This is a genomic window from Pseudomonas sp. B1(2018), from assembly GCF_003097365.1.
Lineage (GTDB): Bacteria > Pseudomonadota > Gammaproteobacteria > Pseudomonadales > Pseudomonadaceae > Aquipseudomonas > Aquipseudomonas laurylsulfatiphila.
The window spans coordinates 126086-140533 of the sequence record NZ_PYUK01000011.1 but is presented as its reverse complement, the minus strand read 5'-3'; the positions used below and the strand labels follow the sequence as shown (position 1 = coordinate 140533).

28 protein-coding genes are annotated in these 14448 nt (G+C 56.4%); 5 read left to right on the top strand and 23 right to left on the bottom strand.

The features are described 5' to 3' along the window. Positions 1-22: 22 nt before the first annotated feature. Positions 23-646, bottom strand: a complete 624-nt coding sequence (locus C9422_RS18715; RefSeq protein ID WP_165824798.1) for a putative metallopeptidase — start codon at positions 644-646, stop codon at positions 23-25. Between C9422_RS18715 and C9422_RS18710 the strand changes: the two genes are divergently transcribed. Next, positions 634-900, top strand: a complete 267-nt coding sequence (locus tag C9422_RS18710; protein WP_256589989.1) for a hypothetical protein — start codon at positions 634-636, stop codon at positions 898-900. The genes C9422_RS18715 and C9422_RS18710 overlap by 13 nt on opposite strands. A gap of 31 nt (positions 901-931) precedes the next feature. On the opposite strand, the gene C9422_RS18705 is transcribed toward C9422_RS18710, so the two are convergent. From C9422_RS18705 to C9422_RS18615, 20 genes are all read right to left on the bottom strand, one after another. After that, positions 932-1333, bottom strand: a complete 402-nt coding sequence (locus C9422_RS18705) for a hypothetical protein (protein ID WP_116581706.1) — start codon at positions 1331-1333, stop codon at positions 932-934. Further along, the gene (locus tag C9422_RS32275) at positions 1330-1506 is read right to left on the bottom strand and encodes a hypothetical protein (RefSeq protein ID WP_165824797.1); all 177 of its coding nucleotides are present in this window, start codon (positions 1504-1506) and stop codon (positions 1330-1332) included. Before C9422_RS32275 ends, C9422_RS18705 begins: the two co-directional genes overlap by 4 nt. 5 nt (positions 1507-1511) lie before the next feature. After that, positions 1512-1772, bottom strand: a complete 261-nt coding sequence (locus C9422_RS18700; RefSeq protein WP_116581705.1) for a hypothetical protein — start codon at positions 1770-1772, stop codon at positions 1512-1514. A 114-nt stretch (positions 1773-1886) separates the two neighbouring features. Next, the gene (locus C9422_RS18695) at positions 1887-2147 is read right to left on the bottom strand and encodes a hypothetical protein (protein ID WP_116581704.1); all 261 of its coding nucleotides are present in this window, start codon (positions 2145-2147) and stop codon (positions 1887-1889) included. After that, entirely contained in the window at positions 2147-2461 is a 315-nt protein-coding gene (locus tag C9422_RS18690) for a peptidase M48, Ste24p (protein ID WP_116581703.1), read from the bottom strand. The genes C9422_RS18695 and C9422_RS18690 overlap by 1 nt, the downstream gene beginning before the upstream one ends. Before the next feature lie 137 nt (positions 2462-2598). Continuing rightward, a complete protein-coding gene (locus tag C9422_RS18685) occupies positions 2599-2853 on the bottom strand; it encodes a hypothetical protein (protein ID WP_116581702.1) in 255 nt (84 codons plus the stop codon). 216 nt (positions 2854-3069) lie between these two features. Then, entirely contained in the window at positions 3070-3747 is a 678-nt protein-coding gene (locus C9422_RS18680) for a hypothetical protein (protein WP_116581701.1), read from the bottom strand. Next, positions 3744-4883, bottom strand: coding sequence for an oxidoreductase (locus tag C9422_RS18675; protein WP_116581700.1), 1140 nt, complete (start codon positions 4881-4883; stop codon positions 3744-3746). Before C9422_RS18675 ends, C9422_RS18680 begins: the two co-directional genes overlap by 4 nt. Further along, the gene (locus tag C9422_RS18670) at positions 4883-5089 is read right to left on the bottom strand and encodes a hypothetical protein (protein ID WP_116581699.1); all 207 of its coding nucleotides are present in this window, start codon (positions 5087-5089) and stop codon (positions 4883-4885) included. The genes C9422_RS18675 and C9422_RS18670 overlap by 1 nt, the downstream gene beginning before the upstream one ends. Further along, a complete protein-coding gene (locus C9422_RS18665; RefSeq protein WP_116581698.1) occupies positions 5086-5283 on the bottom strand; it encodes a hypothetical protein in 198 nt (65 codons plus the stop codon). Before C9422_RS18665 ends, C9422_RS18670 begins: the two co-directional genes overlap by 4 nt. Further along, on the bottom strand, positions 5280-5411 hold the full coding sequence (locus tag C9422_RS32590) for a hypothetical protein (protein ID WP_256589988.1): 132 nt from the start codon (positions 5409-5411) through the stop codon (positions 5280-5282). Before C9422_RS32590 ends, C9422_RS18665 begins: the two co-directional genes overlap by 4 nt. Beyond that, complete coding sequence (locus C9422_RS18660) at positions 5408-5989, bottom strand: recombination protein NinG (RefSeq protein WP_116581697.1); 582 nt, start codon at positions 5987-5989, stop codon at positions 5408-5410. The genes C9422_RS32590 and C9422_RS18660 overlap by 4 nt, the downstream gene beginning before the upstream one ends. Beyond that, complete coding sequence (locus tag C9422_RS18655) at positions 5986-6258, bottom strand: hypothetical protein (protein ID WP_116581696.1); 273 nt, start codon at positions 6256-6258, stop codon at positions 5986-5988. The genes C9422_RS18660 and C9422_RS18655 overlap by 4 nt, the downstream gene beginning before the upstream one ends. Beyond that, positions 6255-6725 carry a hypothetical protein gene (locus tag C9422_RS18650; protein ID WP_116581695.1) on the bottom strand — a complete coding sequence of 157 codons (471 nt, stop codon included), beginning with the start codon at positions 6723-6725 and terminating at the stop codon, positions 6255-6257. Before C9422_RS18650 ends, C9422_RS18655 begins: the two co-directional genes overlap by 4 nt. Further along, entirely contained in the window at positions 6722-6937 is a 216-nt protein-coding gene (locus tag C9422_RS18645; protein ID WP_116581694.1) for a TraR/DksA C4-type zinc finger protein, read from the bottom strand. Before C9422_RS18645 ends, C9422_RS18650 begins: the two co-directional genes overlap by 4 nt. Further along, positions 6930-7730, bottom strand: coding sequence for a hypothetical protein (locus tag C9422_RS18640; protein ID WP_256589987.1), 801 nt, complete (start codon positions 7728-7730; stop codon positions 6930-6932). The genes C9422_RS18645 and C9422_RS18640 overlap by 8 nt, the downstream gene beginning before the upstream one ends. Then, positions 7717-8637: a hypothetical protein gene (locus C9422_RS18635; protein WP_116581692.1), complete on the bottom strand. Its 921-nt coding sequence runs from the start codon at positions 8635-8637 to the stop codon at positions 7717-7719. The genes C9422_RS18640 and C9422_RS18635 overlap by 14 nt, the downstream gene beginning before the upstream one ends. Before the next feature lie 106 nt (positions 8638-8743). Next, positions 8744-9166, bottom strand: coding sequence for a phage regulatory CII family protein (locus C9422_RS18630; RefSeq protein WP_116581691.1), 423 nt, complete (start codon positions 9164-9166; stop codon positions 8744-8746). A gap of 391 nt (positions 9167-9557) precedes the next feature. Next, on the bottom strand, positions 9558-9761 hold the full coding sequence (locus C9422_RS18620) for a hypothetical protein (RefSeq protein ID WP_116581689.1): 204 nt from the start codon (positions 9759-9761) through the stop codon (positions 9558-9560). A 34-nt stretch (positions 9762-9795) separates the two neighbouring features. Further along, positions 9796-10044 carry a Cro/CI family transcriptional regulator gene (locus C9422_RS18615; protein ID WP_116581688.1) on the bottom strand — a complete coding sequence of 83 codons (249 nt, stop codon included), beginning with the start codon at positions 10042-10044 and terminating at the stop codon, positions 9796-9798. A gap of 95 nt (positions 10045-10139) precedes the next feature. Between C9422_RS18615 and C9422_RS18610 the strand changes: the two genes are divergently transcribed. The 4 genes from C9422_RS18610 to C9422_RS18595 all read left to right on the top strand — a co-directional run bounded on the left by C9422_RS18610 (position 10140) and on the right by C9422_RS18595 (position 12718). Further along, on the top strand, positions 10140-10994 hold the full coding sequence (locus C9422_RS18610) for a S24 family peptidase (protein ID WP_116581687.1): 855 nt from the start codon (positions 10140-10142) through the stop codon (positions 10992-10994). A gap of 230 nt (positions 10995-11224) precedes the next feature. Beyond that, positions 11225-11593 carry a type II toxin-antitoxin system MqsR family toxin gene (locus tag C9422_RS32970; RefSeq protein WP_116581686.1) on the top strand — a complete coding sequence of 123 codons (369 nt, stop codon included), beginning with the start codon at positions 11225-11227 and terminating at the stop codon, positions 11591-11593. Next, complete coding sequence (locus tag C9422_RS18600) at positions 11590-12324, top strand: type II TA system antitoxin MqsA family protein (RefSeq protein WP_116581685.1); 735 nt, start codon at positions 11590-11592, stop codon at positions 12322-12324. The genes C9422_RS32970 and C9422_RS18600 overlap by 4 nt, the downstream gene beginning before the upstream one ends. Next, positions 12314-12718 carry a hypothetical protein gene (locus C9422_RS18595; protein ID WP_116581684.1) on the top strand — a complete coding sequence of 135 codons (405 nt, stop codon included), beginning with the start codon at positions 12314-12316 and terminating at the stop codon, positions 12716-12718. The genes C9422_RS18600 and C9422_RS18595 overlap by 11 nt, the downstream gene beginning before the upstream one ends. 44 nt (positions 12719-12762) lie before the next feature. Here C9422_RS18595 and C9422_RS18590 read toward each other — a convergent pair whose 3' ends face one another. Both C9422_RS18590 and C9422_RS18585 read right to left on the bottom strand, forming a co-directional pair. After that, positions 12763-13080, bottom strand: coding sequence for a DUF1654 domain-containing protein (locus C9422_RS18590; protein WP_116581683.1), 318 nt, complete (start codon positions 13078-13080; stop codon positions 12763-12765). A 472-nt stretch (positions 13081-13552) separates the two neighbouring features. Then, positions 13553-13981 carry a hypothetical protein gene (locus C9422_RS18585; protein ID WP_116581682.1) on the bottom strand — a complete coding sequence of 143 codons (429 nt, stop codon included), beginning with the start codon at positions 13979-13981 and terminating at the stop codon, positions 13553-13555. Positions 13982-14448 lie beyond the last annotated feature (467 nt).

Below are 14448 nucleotides of genomic sequence, written 5' to 3'. Positions count from 1 at the left end.
CCGTCAAAACCTGTCATGGGAGTCAGGCCGACTTGAGTAGACAGGTACCGCAGGCCCTCGCGATGTTCAATTTGCCTACCTCAGCAGGACTGTTTGCAGCGTCCACCAGCGCTTGAACGTCAGGGCTCGCGCCATAGCGACGGACCACACCAACGAACTCTTCGACGTCGTGTCCACGCATCTTCAGCTTGGGAATCCCTTCTTCGGTGAACGCTGGTTGTCCGTACTTATCGCTCGCCTGGGCGATGTGGTAGAGCTCATGCTCGACCAGAGCGCAGAAGTCGGTGTCGGAGCACTGTGAGCAGTAGTCGGCAGCCAAAGTGATGATGAAGGCCGGCACTTCGCCAAACCAATCGAACATCTGCTGTTCCATCCGGGCCTTCTGCCAGCCACCAGCACGGAACGCGACCTGTTCGGTCTGGCCGAGCACCGTTCTTCCCTGCTTCTCGAAGTGGGACGATGCCCACATGAACCTCACGTCCGCATCGATCAGGTGCGCATGATCTTCGTTGTGGATGCTCCCGGTGTCGGCCAAGATCTCCGCACTCAGCCATTCCCACACTTCTGGCGCTGGTGTCAGCCGGATACCGAAGTCCGATAGCTCAGACAGCTCAAGGATCGACGCAGGAGGCATTGGCCTATCCATGGGTCACCATGATCTTGAAATACTGGATGGTTGCCGGTATTGGTAGGGTTCAATCCTTCGAGGGTTTGGCAATGTCACCGACCGAAGAAGCTGTGCTCGCACAAGCAAGGCTGCGAGCCATGTCCCGTGGAGAGAGTGAGGCAATGGCCGTGATTCACGCGCAATCGGCCGTGGATGCACTGAAAGAGTCTCTGAAGGGTGACGAATATCAGGAGGCGCTCGAAAGGCTTCTGGAAGAGTATTCGAAGTCTTGATCCACCTCTGCCGCACTCAACTGCGGCACAACTACTTCTTGCTGAACAGATTGAAGCGCGTATCGCAGAACGCCGTCGTTACCTGCTGAGTGATCGCCTGCATCGAGTAGGCCTCGAACTCGCTGCTTGGGACGTCCTCGCCAATGGCGTTCAGGATGTAGCGCCAGGCATGCGTGCACTCATGGACGATCAACCCGACAATGCCGTGACGGCAGCTGTCAGCCTTCAACCGCTCATGGATGCAGACGATGATGCAATCCTTCCCCGCGCCAGTCTTGAAGCGCGTAGTGCATCCGTCCGCCTTCGGGTAAGGCTCAGACACGTTCATCCGCTTCATTTCACGATTCCAAGCCTTCTCGCTCGGGCAGAACCCGATGAATACTGGCTGCCAGCCCCTATCGAGCCATACGACCTTGTGTTTGGCCTTAGTCATTGGCTCGCCTCGTCAGCAGGGATGATCTCGCGGTATCGCTTGGCAAATCGCGCCTGGGCCTGCAGCTTCTCTTCATCTGCTTCAAGGCCTGCCAGATAGGCGAAAGTGTGCACGCCAACCACGTAGAACCTGAACCACCATGGGTAGTAAGCCTTCAATGTGATCTGGGCCATGCCAATTACCCCGAGAACCGGCTCCCGCCAAAACGGCGCTTGCCAATGCGAAGCCAGAACCCCTTGCACTTGTAGCCGTCCGGAGTCTGGCGAGGGGCAAACAGATCTAGGTGGACGTAAGGCACGACGTCTTCGCTATGCCGAGGGCTGCGCCGCATATCCATCCCGAAGCCTTGCCCAATGCAGAAGCAGGTGTAGCCAATCTGAATGTGCAATGCATGATTCTTGGGCGACATGAAGTACGCGTTGCGTTCGATCGAGATCATGGAGTCACCACGGGATCTGCAATCTACTGCCAGTATTCCAGCCGTTTCAGCGGGATATGTGCAGTCTATTGCGTGTAGAGAGTGGCGCCCGCACGAAGCCAGGCACCCTTTGGTTTAACCGGGGAGCTTGCAGATATGCCCGCGCCGGGCAATCGCGTACAGGATCACAGCGGCGTGCATCGTCATCGTGAAGGGGCTGACCGGATGGCCTTTGATGTTGAAGATGAAGCTACCGAACGCGGCGATGGCGACCAGGTAGAACGAGATGCTCAGCAGCGGCTCATCAATCGGGCGCACGCGGCGCAGATACTCGGCAGCGGCGATCACAACCAGCACACAGAGGAAAGCGTCGGCGGCCTGGAGGATGGTGTTCATCATGTGCCCCCTGTAGCGCCGAACTTTCCTGCCAGAGCTCTCAAGCCCGGGATGATGTTCATGGCCAGCAGGCCGATCAGGAAGGCAACGCCGTATTGAGTTTCACCGCCCGGCTCAAGCTTGAAGAATCCAACTGCCAGAGGTGTGCAGAAGATCGCTGAGCTGAACCCGGTGAAGAATGCCCAGGCAGCTTGTTTGCGGGTAAGGCCTTGCAGGAACGTCAGCGAAAGGATCGCCCCAGCGAAGCCGGCGATGATGATGCCGTACTTGGCGAGCAAGACGCCGGCGGCAGTGGTGCTCGCGGGTTCGGCCATGGCGTGACTCCAGGGAATAAAAAAGGCCGTCAGGTGGCGGCCAAACCGCTGGGGAGCGGTGGATCGGGAAAACAAGAAGCCCCGCACGATGGCGAGACTTGGAATAGGTCCCGCATGTGCGGGCAGTCAGCGATTCTTTACTCGGCCAGGTGGATATCCACGTAGTAGGCCGATCCGACCGTCAGCTTCTCGGCCACCGGGGTTGCGAACGATGCATCGAAGGATGCGTAGGGCGTGTACTTGCCAAACACGGCGTTCTCGTCGTCAGGGTTGCCAGTATCAGGCGAGTACACCGCACCGAAACGCACCTTCGACATGGGGTTGTCGGCGTTCGAGTATTCGTGCGGCAGGACGTGGTGACAGATCATCTTGCAGCGGATTGTGTGCGGCATGGGTCATTCCTCGGGAGGTGCAGGATTGGCCTATCTGTCTTGCGCCTGCGGAAATAAGTCGGCCGCAACAAACACTCCAAGCTTGGAGCGATGGATGTGGTTGAGCCGAGAACGAAAAAGCCCAGCGCGATGGCTGGGCTTCTGAGGTCGTGTGCTTTGGTGGTGACTTGTGCACTATGGGAAAAGTACGCGGAATTCCCCACCATGTCAATGTTTTTATGCCGCCTCTTCTTCCTTTTCCGCGTGTATCACCTGCCAAATCGGCTGTAGCGCCTGAATATCCACTTCCTTGATCACTGCCTTCAGTGAATCCCACAACTCAAGCCAATCCCGGTTCCAGTGTTTCGGCTCGATCGACACGCCGAAGAAGTCTTTCATCTCGGCGGCGACACGGGCCGGCCCCCACTCGGCCGCCCCGCTCACCTCGCCTTTGTATGACTGAAGCGCCAGGGTGACCAGGTACTGAGCCTTCACGCGCTTGGCGGATGTCAGGTCTGGCAAGGCTGCCTTCGCAGTGACCAGCAGCACAGCATTCATGACGTGCTGCATGGTCATGCACGGGTGATACAGGAAGTGGCCGACCTGTTGCACCTGGAACGGCAGTGTGTCGATGGCGCGGAGGACCTTGCCGATGGTGGCTAGGTGCGCGGCGCGGGCAGTAGATCGACCGATCGGAGTGCGACGGGTTTCGCTGATGCTGATCTTCTGCCGCACAACCTGGATGCGCTCTTCCTTGTCCTCTCCCAGCGCGGCAAACACCGCCTCATGCCGGCGCATGCGGTTACCCGCCTTCACCGGGGCTGATTCGGCCCGGTCGATTGCGACGGCGCTGATCGATGCGTTCGATTCGTGCTGTGCTTCAGTCCATACCTGTCTTGCGTTGATCAGCTTCATGCTGCCACCTCTTTCAACATGGAGGGATGTACGGTGTGACGGGCGACTTCGCCGTGCTCGCGGTGCAGGACGATGGCCTTCATGTTCTGGCGGGATCTCCAGCCGCCGGCGTGGGCATAGCTGTCACCTGGTGCGAGCGTGTTGAACGACTCAACGGTGCAGCCCGGGTATTCCTTCTTGCTTTCGTGGTGGATGTGGCCGGTCCACCAGTAGCGGTGCGTGGTCTCGCCCCAGTCCTTGGCGCGGTCGGTCGCCATGACGCCGGGCAGCTTGTCGGCCTTGCTGGTGTGCCCGTGGTGCATGCCGATCAGGTTCTTGCCCCAGCGGTAGTAGCTGAAGACGCTCGGCGAGGTCTCAACAGTGACGCGCGGCTCATCGGCATACAGGTGAGCGAACAGACGGCTCAGCCAGACGGCACCGGTTTCGTCGTGGTTGCCGATGACGTGGACCACATGCACGAACTTGTGTTTGGTCAGGGCCGACTCGACGCACTGGCGCATGGCGAGGATCAGGATGTCGACCATCTTGGCGTAGCGGCTGTCCGCGTCCAGGTGATGACCACTGCGCGGGGGGATGGCGGCCATGGAGTCGTAGTGAGCCGCGTCGCCCAAGTTGACGATGATCGCGGTCTCGGTCGGCGGTGCGGACTCGACCAGAGAAGCCATGGCAGCGCAGTGCACGCGCTCGGCAATGCTCAGATCCCAGTCTTCGCCGCACTCCTCCGCCCAGATGTACTCGCCGAAGTGCGGATCGCCGATTGGGTAAGCCGTCATCAGGTCCGGCAGGTAGTTGCCAGTGAACGGCCGCGCCGGGACGTGCGGTAAATCCTTCACCGCCGCCTCGCATGAGGCCTGAATGAGGGCCTCTAATGCTTCCATGTCGGTATTGGTCTTGACCCAGGACAACAGCGGCTCAGTCTCGCCGCGGCGCATGAGTTGAGACGTGCCTTTGATCTTCAGAAACGGCGGCAGCTTGGTATCGATGTGCATCTCCGGGATGTGCCCCTTCAGCGCCATTCGGGCCTTACGCTTCTGGAGCGTGCGGACATTGATCCCGAGATGCTCAGCAGCCTTGGCCACGCCCATTGTCTGGAGTGCCTCGATAACCTGCTCGTCCGTGACTTTACGTTCGGCCATTATGCGGCTCCAGAGATTGGCTGGGATTTAAGTGCGTCGCGTGCCTGCCAGCCAATCCAGCAGCCGTGCATGTAGGCGTGTTTGTTGTAGTCACCACTAGGGCCGCGCAGCATCTGCATATCAGCCAGGGTTAGGTGGTTACCGGTCACATGGAGATTCCGCAGAGCGAACCATTGCTCAAAGCTTTGGCGAACCTGATCACTCATGCAGCCACCTTCTGAGTTTTCTCTAGGTGGTCAACGCATGCCGCCTTGGCCTTGGCCAGATCCTTGCCTGAGTGGAGGATCTTCCCGGCGGGCGCGCGGGCCACGTAGGCGTGCCCGTCCTGCAGTGCGTATTTGCTCAACAGGTAACCTTCTTCACTGGACATGCAGTGCTTGCTGATGGCTTTCCAGTTCATGGCCGGCCACCCCGCGCAATCCGGCCGCGGGCCAGAAGTCGGCGAATCCCCTCGACGCAGCCGACGTAGGCAATCACCAGGAAGGCCAACCAAAGGTGAAGCAGGATGTCGCTTGGAATGGTGGTCATGCTGCAGCCCTCTTGAGTTCGCGGGTTTTGGCGCGGTATTCAGCAGTGATGGTTTTCAGGTCTTCGATGGAGTAGCGCTTGGGCTCATGAGGGCCTTCCAGCCATTCAACAAGCTCGGCGCCGATCCGCTTCACCAGTTCGATGCGGTAATTCACGATGTCGCCGGATTTGTGCGTGTTGCAGGGCGAGCATTGGCGGTGGCAGTTCAACGGCTCGAAGCGCAGCGCTGGGTTACTCCCGACAGTGCGGTAGTGACCGGCGTCGTACTTACCCTGGTGGTGCCGGCCGCAGCTGATGCATGGCAGCTTGGCGTCACGCTCGCGCACCCAGGCATTGAAAGCGGTCTGGGCGTCCTTCATGTACTCAGCCCTGGACTTGACCTTCTCCTTTGCCGCCCGCAGCTCCTTGCGCCCCATATCGGCAAGAGCTTTGCGCGCCTTCTCCTGATTCACGTCCTTGATGGCCAGGCCGCAGGCAAAATCGCAAACGGCCTGACCGAGGCGCATCGGGACGAATGAGGCCGTGCATGCTGGGTTCTTGCAGATCTTCGCCTTGCGTGGTTTCGATGGGAGACTCATGCGACCACCTCCCGCGTCTTCTGCTGCTCGGGAGCGAAGTCGCCGCGCAGGGGCATCAAGTGCTCAGGCTTGAAGAAGCCAGCCCCATCTGCGTCATCGCGATAAACCGCCCAACCGTCGAATTTCGGAGTCCACAGACAGCCGTCAGGCTCTTGCGCTGTCTGCCCTTTGCGCAGGAATACATCGAGCTTCACGGTAGTCATCGCGGCAAACCCGAATCCTGAAATGAGCGTGAGCGCAAGATCGCCAGGCTTGAATTGATGGCTCATGCAGCCTCCTTGCCCAGCAGGTCGCCAAAGAAGACGCCCTTGGCGGTGAAGTCATCCACGATGCGGTCGGTGTAGGCGATGCCCTGGACGCGGTTGAACAGGCTGGTCACCGGGAACCCATCCGGGCCGAACAGCTTGCAGTCGCCCATCATGGCCAACTTCTCTTCGTACGGAAGGTGGCGCATCACCCGGTACCAGGCTGCCTGGAACTCTGAATCCTCATTCAGCAGGATCTGCACGCCGAAGTGCAGCTTGCAGTGCTTACGTGCATCCGAGGCGTCGCCGATCTGGGTCATCTCGGCGATGCGCTTGTACATTGCGAACCACAGGGCGTTTTGATCGAGGGTGCGGTCCTTGCCCGGCCGAAGCGACACCACCACAAACTTCTTCTCGCGGAACATGGCGGTGAGCATGCCGATGGCTTCGGTGAGCTTGCTGGAGCTGTTCACGCTGATCTTGTCAGTCATAGCCGCCGCACTCCCTGCTTCACCAGTGCTTCACGCTCGGCACAAGGCGTGCACAACTTCACGCCCGGGATCGCAAGACGACGGCCTTCAGGAATCTCCTCGCCGCACTCGCACTCTGTGGCGCTGATGCCGGTGTAACGCGGGATGTTGGCCAGTGCATGCTCGCGGGTCTTCTCGATTACGTCGTCAGCTGCGTCGCAGATATCAGACATGTGGGATCTCCTTCTGAAGCGCAGCAATCGCGGCCCGTGTTTGGCGCTTGCGCAGATACGTATCGACCCGGTCAGCCTGGGCCTTCTTGAGTTTTTCGCGGTCTTGGCGTGCCTTGGCGGCAGTTACGATCGAGCGAACTTCGGCTAGCTTTTCGCGAAGCTTCGGTGTTGGCTGGACGACTTTCCCCGTCAGCAACCCTGCGATCGCCATACCGTCGTTGGTGATTGGCGCGATACGCAGGTCGGAGAGGTACTTGGCACCAGCCTGTTGCGTGATCAGCTGCATGCGGACAGCAGACTCAATGGCCGTCACGCGACGAACAGGATCGAAGCCGAGAGATACGCTCCAGGCCGCCGGGATGGCTTCCGCTCTGGCGATGGTCACCAATCGCTCGTAGGCACTGAGGAATGCCATGCGGGCGCCGACTTTGTCGCCGAGATCGAGGATTGGCTGCGCAGCGGTCATCGCCTGAAGGATTTCAGCAGTCATCACCACCGTTTCAGATTCGTCCGCTGCAGCCATAGCGATTGACCATGCTTCGTCCTTGCCTGGGCGCCCGTCAGCGGCCTGGATGCGCTGGAGAATGGCGGCCAAGGTCAGCTTGCCGGTCAGTTCGCGGCGGCATGCCTTGAGCGATGCGCCGATTGCATCAGCGGGGTAATCAGCAAGATCATCAGCCATCATCTCGGCAGCGTCGGTAGTGATGGTCTGGCCGAGGACTTCAGCTGTGGCGGCAATGGCCAAGGCCAGTCGAGCGATCTGTTCGGTGCTCATGCGGTCAGAGGAATTCATTTTCCTTCCTCCCTTCTCGACTCATGATCCGTTGAGCAGCTTCCTGCCCGGCTTGGAGGTTCGCCTGTTTGCGCTCAATCTGCTGGGCAGTTGTGGCGTTCATCTGGCGATTGGTTATCCACTGGGTACGGTAGGACTCCGCCTTCACCAGCAGCGAGCCGAGGTCATGGCAATTGCGGATCAGGTATGAGTCGTTGATGCCAACGTAAAATTCGGCGACTGCTGCCGCCTCTGTGCCAAGTCGCTTCCAGAGGTCGACAACATTGCGATTAACTTTGGCATTGCGCACTGGGGCTGCTTGGTAGCGATCTTGGTAGGCAGCCGAGTAGGCGGCCCAGATTTCACGACAAGCAGATTGTTTGGCTTCATCGGCTCCCGGATCGGATTTTTTCGCGGCGCGCTTCGGCGAAGCTGGAGCGAGCACCAATGCCGTAGTCTGTGCTGTAGTCTCCTGTGTAATCTCTGTAATAGTTGTGCCATTACGGTCGCACTTGTCCGTCCCAAACGGCACAACTAGTTCTGCCGTTTGGGTATGTCCAGTTGTGCCTTTTGGGCAGGACTTGTTGTGCTCTTTGGGCAGAACTGGAATAGCTGTTTCGCCTGACAAGTATCCAAGCAGAAGGTCAGTGTCTATCCGGAAGTGCATCTTGGCCGGGACTCCTTTGCGGACCTCTTCTAGGAGCGAGATCTGCGAAAGGCGGCGCCGCGCAGTACGGACTTCCTTGTTGGACAGGCCTATCTCCTGCTCCCATTCGGATTCGGTCTTGTAGAACCAGCCGTCCCCAGTTTTCTCAGTCCAATAGACGGCCTGGGACAGAAACTGAGCTGCAGAAGCGCTCAGGCCCAATACGCGCCTGAATGCCGGGTAGACGGCAACGGCGCTTCCGGCTAACTCAGTGAGTTGCATCCTCAACCGACCTTTGCTTATCGCATGTAGTGCTGCCATAATTGTTCTCGCTGAAACTGCTGTAGAAAGAGCCACCCTGCCCGGTGGCTTTTTTTGTGCCTGAAATTCAGGCGGCCTTTACCGATGCTTCCATCACATCCAGGCTCTGCCGGACGTGGGAAATCTCTTGGCGGATCATGTTTTTCTCGAAGGCGTTGACGTGGTTGTCAGCCAGCGCGTCGTGAACGGCGATGGTCAGGTCAGCGACTTCCTTGCTGACGTTGATCAGTGATGTGGTGAGGACCTGAGGTTTCGGAGCGTCCTTCGCTACCAGGTCGAAGCCGAACTGCGCTGCCAGGGCGCGCAGAGGGCGCATGTCGCCGGTATGCAGCAACACGCCGAACAGGTGCTCCACTGTCAGGTGATGCGCATCGTTGTCCGGGTTGGCCCGCTGAAGCAGGCTCACATGGGCGACACCCATCTTTGCCGCGAGCACTTTCGCTTCGTTATCGAGAACAGCGTTCTGGCAAGCCCTCAGGAAGTCGTCCATTCGTAAAACCTCGTTACAGTTTCCGTGGTGGCGTTATGCCAAGCAGGCGATGATCTGTTCATCAACTGATCAGGGGCGTACCCATGACCACTTTTTCAAGGTCCCGAAATAAGGACCCGTGGTGTCACCACTCAAAAACCTTGCGGTCCCTAATAAAGGACCCGTACTACCGTCTCGATGGAAGGCGAAGCACGTTGCTTGGTGGTGATTCGCCAGCCTTCTGGGCGCTCTCAAGCAAGTCCAAAACTCGCTTCAGAGCCGCCCTGGCCAACTCTTCGCCGGTGAAGCCCGCGTCGTTTGCTATTCGCTCAAACACGTCCATCTGTTGCTGATCCAGGTGTACTGCTGGCTCTGGAAGATTCATTACCCGTCCTCTGGTGAGCGGTATTGGCTAGGCCCGTTTTATTTCGATCCATTCGGGCAGTTCGCCCGTCTGTTCGATGACCTCGATCACGGCCTGGAAAATCACCCGGCCAAGAACGCTGTGCTGCATTCCATGGCTGTGTGCGTATTCCCGAAGCCGGATGAATTCATCGTCGTTCAGCAAAACCTTCACTTGGCGTGCGTGGCAGTGTTCTTTCTTTCCGTAGGCCATGGGGTTCACTTCCGGGGTCGGTGTGAGGGTCGGGTTAGGCGGCTGAAAGAGCTTGGTTTGGTGCAGAGCTGATCTGCCCCCAAGGGAACGATGGGCAAAGGTCGGCCTTTTTAATTTGGCCCTCCGTCAATGCCTCGATTTGCAAGGCGCGCTTTGCAGGCACAGCGCGATCGCCTGAACACCACTGGTTAACGGTTGGTGCTGTGACCCGCAGGAGGCGCGCCATCTCCGCCTGGCTGCCCAGCAAACGGGATGCTTCTTTGGCTGCTTCTGCTGAATTCATGATTTCTCTCCTGGAGACTGGCTATGAATATAAGGCATTACCTTATCATCGACAAGCCATTGCCTAACCAATCTGCCGATAGGCTTAATTAGGCAATGCTTACCGGACCAGAATTAGGCGCAGCCATTGAGGCAGCGCGGATCGCCAAGGGCGTATCGAAAAAGAAACTCGCAGACGACTTCCATGTGAAGCCTCCGTCGGTACAGGGCTGGGTTAAAAACGGCCGGATCGACAAGTCGAAGCTGATGGATGTGATCGCCTACTTCGCCGATGACGTTGGCCCCGAGCATTGGGGCTTGCGGCCCGGCTTCGCATACGAAAACCTCTCGGAGGATTCTGTCGGCGTGACATCCGCCGCAAATCACCCACAGACGCCCACCTCATCTGCAACAGAGCAGTTGAAAGCGGCTCTGGCAAAAGTTAAGGGGATGTCGGAAGAAGCGCGAAGCCGCGTGCTTGCAGTAGCTGAAGCGGAAGATGGTGGCGGTGTACTTGAGATCGACTACTACCGACCTGGTGCCGTCGGCGACGAAGTGTGGATCGCACACTACGACGTTCGCGCAGCGATGGGCGGCGGGCAGATACCTCATGACTATCCAGAGATGCTGCAGGATGTCCGGGTTAGTCCTCAGCATCTGCGCGAGATGGGCGTTGAGTTCAAGGAACACTTCCATCTCAAGATGGTGACCGGATGGGGTCAGTCGATGGCCCCCACGATCAAGCACCGCGATCCTCTGCTTGTCGACATCAGTATCCGGGAATTCGTGGGGGACGGGATTTACATGTTCTCTTGGGAAGGTCACCTGTACATCAAGCGGCTCCAATGGGTTGGTGACGAGCAAATCACCATGCTCTCTGACAACCCCCGACACCCACCGCAAACAATCAGGGCTGAAGATACCTACATCCAGGCCCGCGTGCTGCTGGTGTGGAATGCGCATCTGGTGTAACTGAAATCGGCATCGGGCGACTGAATCCTGTAGGTCAAATTTAAACCTTAGTCTGGCGCGGACCAGAATCAGCAGCTAGCTACCTCGGGGAAGGATTTCAAGAATGTTCGTTGCTGCAGACCAAATTCTCCTGATACGTATGTCATGGGGGCTAAAGCTGAGCTACCACCGCTCTGAACAAGCCGTGACTGGTCGGGAAACAAAAATTAATTTGGCCTTCCCTAACCACTATGGTTAATACTACCAGTAAGCCGCGCTATGATTTGCGATCGATGCAACGTGCGGCTAAAGAAGCGCGTGGCCTTACGATCACTCCCAGAGCTCGTCAGGACGCTGAAAATTTAGGTTACGACCTTCCTGGGATTAGGTCGCTCGTGGCTAGACTTGAACCTTCTGATTTTGATCACGTCTGGATACTTAAGGATGACCGCGGTCGGGTCAAACTAGATATTGAGGGAAAGGAGATAGCGATGGACGTTTACTCACCATGGATAGAAGCACCAAATGGTGATCGTTGTCGGATTTATCTCAAGATGAAGCTGACACATAACACGTTCGCAATTACTAGCATTCAATCATTTCATCAGAAGCGAAAATGAAAGAACAATGCCCTTTTTGCCAAAGTATCGGAACGCTGAAGGCAATAAATTACAGATTAACCGTCCACCCCGTACCTGGGGAGGATATTGATATATTGCTGCCAGCAAAACAATGCACCTACTGCGATGAAGAAATAGAAACTCCGGATCTAGCGCAGAGAAACACAGAGTTAATTTCGGAAGCAAAACTGGAATGGCTAGTAACCAATATCCAGCGGAAGAACGCCATAGGTGCACTGATAAGAGAACTGAGAAATTCTCTTGACGTGACTCAGAAAGAATTTACTGCAATGGTCGGCGCCACAGGAAACTCAATTTCAAAATATGAGCTTCATATCATAGAGCCATCAGCGATAGCAAGAAACCTTTTTATCTTGTTAGCCAAAAGCAAACACGCACGGAATGAGCTACGCGATCTTAATAGCACTAAAAACAATGTAGCGGCTTATGACTTGAAATGGCAAGAGACTGCAACCCATGCGGTTCCGGTGCGTTGGCCGACCTACCCGAGCGCAGCACGAAAGCCTACTACTAAGGCTTCGGTTTTTAACTATATGGTTGAAGTAGCTAGTGTGACTGTCTGCGGTGCCGCAGCGGGCATTTTAGGGGCCTCAGCTATCGGAAGTTTAGAAGTACTGAGCAATATTGAACCTGCGGAAAGATTGTCGAATCAACCTATGTTTAATCCGCTTTTTAAAACATACGAGGCTGGTGTATTAAATGCTCACTAAGGCACCAAAAAAACTAAACATCCTTATCTGCGAGGATGTCCGCCAAGAATCAGGAAACAAAATCAGCCTGCTTGGAACGTATGTCGATGGAATTATTTTCACCAGCACTAATGATGATCCAAATCCGAAAATGATAAGCGCACAGCTTGCTATTTTTGGCACCTTTGGACCATTAGACGAAAATTGCCAGATGAAGGTAAGAATTCTGAGTCCTGATGGCGAAGTATTATTTGAAACGCCTGACCATCAGGAGTTAAAAAAATCAGATTCTACAACTGTAATAGCGCTTAAAATGATTGGACTTGAATTCAAACAACAAGGAAAGCACAAGCTAGAGTTCAATTTTGACAAATTTAAAGTAACACACGGTTTTTCCGTATCATTAGCTGAATAATTGTTTTTAAAATGCCCGCTTTGGAGCGGGCTTTTTGTTGCCTGCTAGAAAGGTGCGACCTCCTCTACTGCTTCCATACTGTCGACCTCGATCACACGGTCTTCTTCCGCGCTCGCTTCCCACCTCAAAGTCACCGACTCATCGTCGTTGAACGTCATGTCTATGCCGTCCGTCTCGGATAGCAGGCCCATCACCTCCTCCCACTCCCTCTCCCCGTCCGTGTCCAGGCGATGAATCGTTACCCAGCGCTGAATCTGCGCAACGGGGTGATTGATCATTGACGAGACGCGCAAGCCAAGACGCTCTATCCCGCTCATCTCCCGCCGCTCCGCCTGGTTTTCTTGTTTTTTTGCCTTTACCATTCCCGCCTCCGAATGCTGTACATCCATACAGGTTTAGCAAAGCTTATCGCAGCGGCTGCGAAAAGCAACTCCTCAAACCGAGCCTTTCTGATGAGGAAAATTACTTGAAAATAATTAGGCATTACCTATTTACAGGTATTAGGCAATGGCTTATCTTCACTCCATCGCAACCAAGTCCTCACATCGGGACCGGCAGCGAAGGGCCTCAAGAGACCCGCTACACGACTGGTGAAGCCGCCAGATAGCCCGGGATCAGCGAAGTGATCTCCCAGCCCCCAACCGGGGACCGACTGGAACCAAGCTCTTTAGGTGGGACGGACAGTTGAGCTGGGGCGAATCGAGGAATCGACGCCAACGGTGAAGCGCGACATGAAATTCGAGCCGATGAGTGCAGCCAGTAGCTGCTCACGGCGGAAAGCATCACTGGAACGCCTTGGAGACAGGGCGTTCTGGGATGACAACTGAAGAATGGCTATCGACGCTTCCCTGAGCCAGGGGCCCCACCACTCACAAAGTGGACCTTGGAGAAGGGAATTGAATGATCTGGACCTGAAGGCAAGTAGGTTTCGTCCAGGTCTTTAGCGCAAACCCTGCATAGGCTTGGAGGCCGCGCCCATTCGCTGTGAATTGAAAACGTGGAATTACAGCGCCAGCAGAGCTTTTTGACCCACTCGCCAGTGGCCTTGGTTGGCTTCGGAGCTGGAGTAACCTTTTTGGATTTCTTCGCTTCCTTCATCGCAACCTTTGCTGCCTTGCGGTTGAGCTTCTTCTTGGTGTTATCGCGAGCAATTTCACGAAGCTCAAAGATCTTGTTAAGCAACGCAAACTCATTCCTCAGCTCAATCGTCAAAACGTCCTCGTCAGATTGTGGCTTCGGATGCGTCGACTCTTTCAATTCCATGGCACTCGCCTTTGACTTCACCTAGCACCGAGATTAGCAGCGGCATAACTCCAGCACCACACAGACCAACCAGCGCCACGACAGCCTGTCGTTAACTGCCCGATCCCTCGAAAGAGGCTGCATCGGAATGTCGGCGGGTCATGAAAAAAGCAGAACTCAAGTGGCGTGCAATGCGATTACCCGGACGCAGCCATTGTGCGAGTCTGGACCGACATTCCAATGCAGCTTCAATAGGTGGCCACTGCCTCCCCAGTGAGCGAGCAGTGGAGGATTTGCAGCCATGTAACAGACAGCCAACGCCCCGACGCCTAATGCGCCCGGTCGTGATGTAGGAAAAGGTGAAAGCCCGGTTCGCGCCGGGCTTTTTATTGCCTTCGCTCCCACAGGTATAGCCGCCATGAAACGCACCGCACCATCCCCCCGCAAGCCCCGCCCCGACGTCCACGACTGCGCCAAAGGCCGGATGC

Excerpts from the sequence above, each read along its gene's own strand:
- C9422_RS18585 (WP_116581682.1), bottom strand. The coding sequence starts at position 13,981 with ATGGAATTGAAAGAGTCGACGCATCCGAAGCCACAATCTGACGAGGAC.
- C9422_RS18695 (WP_116581704.1), bottom strand. The coding sequence starts at position 2,147 with ATGAACACCATCCTCCAGGCCGCCGACGCTTTCCTCTGTGTGCTGGTT.
- C9422_RS18610 (WP_116581687.1), top strand. The coding sequence starts at position 10,140 with ATGCTTACCGGACCAGAATTAGGCGCAGCCATTGAGGCAGCGCGGATC.
- C9422_RS18600 (WP_116581685.1), top strand. The coding sequence starts at position 11,590 with ATGAAAGAACAATGCCCTTTTTGCCAAAGTATCGGAACGCTGAAGGCA.
- C9422_RS18645 (WP_116581694.1), bottom strand. The coding sequence starts at position 6,937 with ATGTCTGATATCTGCGACGCAGCTGACGACGTAATCGAGAAGACCCGC.
- C9422_RS18630 (WP_116581691.1), bottom strand. The coding sequence starts at position 9,166 with ATGGACGACTTCCTGAGGGCTTGCCAGAACGCTGTTCTCGATAACGAA.
- C9422_RS18660 (WP_116581697.1), bottom strand. The coding sequence starts at position 5,989 with ATGAGTCTCCCATCGAAACCACGCAAGGCGAAGATCTGCAAGAACCCA.
- C9422_RS18635 (WP_116581692.1), bottom strand. The coding sequence starts at position 8,637 with ATGCAACTCACTGAGTTAGCCGGAAGCGCCGTTGCCGTCTACCCGGCA.
- C9422_RS18705 (WP_116581706.1), bottom strand. The coding sequence starts at position 1,333 with ATGACTAAGGCCAAACACAAGGTCGTATGGCTCGATAGGGGCTGGCAG.
- C9422_RS18655 (WP_116581696.1), bottom strand. The coding sequence starts at position 6,258 with ATGAGCCATCAATTCAAGCCTGGCGATCTTGCGCTCACGCTCATTTCA.
- C9422_RS18685 (WP_116581702.1), bottom strand. The coding sequence starts at position 2,853 with ATGCCGCACACAATCCGCTGCAAGATGATCTGTCACCACGTCCTGCCG.
- C9422_RS18650 (WP_116581695.1), bottom strand. The coding sequence starts at position 6,725 with ATGACTGACAAGATCAGCGTGAACAGCTCCAGCAAGCTCACCGAAGCC.
- C9422_RS18700 (WP_116581705.1), bottom strand. The coding sequence starts at position 1,772 with ATGATCTCGATCGAACGCAACGCGTACTTCATGTCGCCCAAGAATCAT.
- C9422_RS18665 (WP_116581698.1), bottom strand. The coding sequence starts at position 5,283 with ATGAACTGGAAAGCCATCAGCAAGCACTGCATGTCCAGTGAAGAAGGT.
- C9422_RS18615 (WP_116581688.1), bottom strand. The coding sequence starts at position 10,044 with ATGAATTCAGCAGAAGCAGCCAAAGAAGCATCCCGTTTGCTGGGCAGC.
- C9422_RS18690 (WP_116581703.1), bottom strand. The coding sequence starts at position 2,461 with ATGGCCGAACCCGCGAGCACCACTGCCGCCGGCGTCTTGCTCGCCAAG.
- C9422_RS18675 (WP_116581700.1), bottom strand. The coding sequence starts at position 4,883 with ATGGCCGAACGTAAAGTCACGGACGAGCAGGTTATCGAGGCACTCCAG.
- C9422_RS32970 (WP_116581686.1), top strand. The coding sequence starts at position 11,225 with ATGGTTAATACTACCAGTAAGCCGCGCTATGATTTGCGATCGATGCAA.
- C9422_RS18620 (WP_116581689.1), bottom strand. The coding sequence starts at position 9,761 with ATGGCCTACGGAAAGAAAGAACACTGCCACGCACGCCAAGTGAAGGTT.
- C9422_RS18590 (WP_116581683.1), bottom strand. The coding sequence starts at position 13,080 with ATGGTAAAGGCAAAAAAACAAGAAAACCAGGCGGAGCGGCGGGAGATG.
- C9422_RS18640 (WP_256589987.1), bottom strand. The coding sequence starts at position 7,730 with ATGAATTCCTCTGACCGCATGAGCACCGAACAGATCGCTCGACTGGCC.
- C9422_RS32590 (WP_256589988.1), bottom strand. The coding sequence starts at position 5,411 with ATGACCACCATTCCAAGCGACATCCTGCTTCACCTTTGGTTGGCCTTC.
- C9422_RS18595 (WP_116581684.1), top strand. The coding sequence starts at position 12,314 with ATGCTCACTAAGGCACCAAAAAAACTAAACATCCTTATCTGCGAGGAT.
- C9422_RS32275 (WP_165824797.1), bottom strand. The coding sequence starts at position 1,506 with ATGGCCCAGATCACATTGAAGGCTTACTACCCATGGTGGTTCAGGTTC.
- C9422_RS18680 (WP_116581701.1), bottom strand. The coding sequence starts at position 3,747 with ATGAAGCTGATCAACGCAAGACAGGTATGGACTGAAGCACAGCACGAA.
- C9422_RS18670 (WP_116581699.1), bottom strand. The coding sequence starts at position 5,089 with ATGAGTGATCAGGTTCGCCAAAGCTTTGAGCAATGGTTCGCTCTGCGG.
- C9422_RS18715 (WP_165824798.1), bottom strand. The coding sequence starts at position 646 with ATGGATAGGCCAATGCCTCCTGCGTCGATCCTTGAGCTGTCTGAGCTA.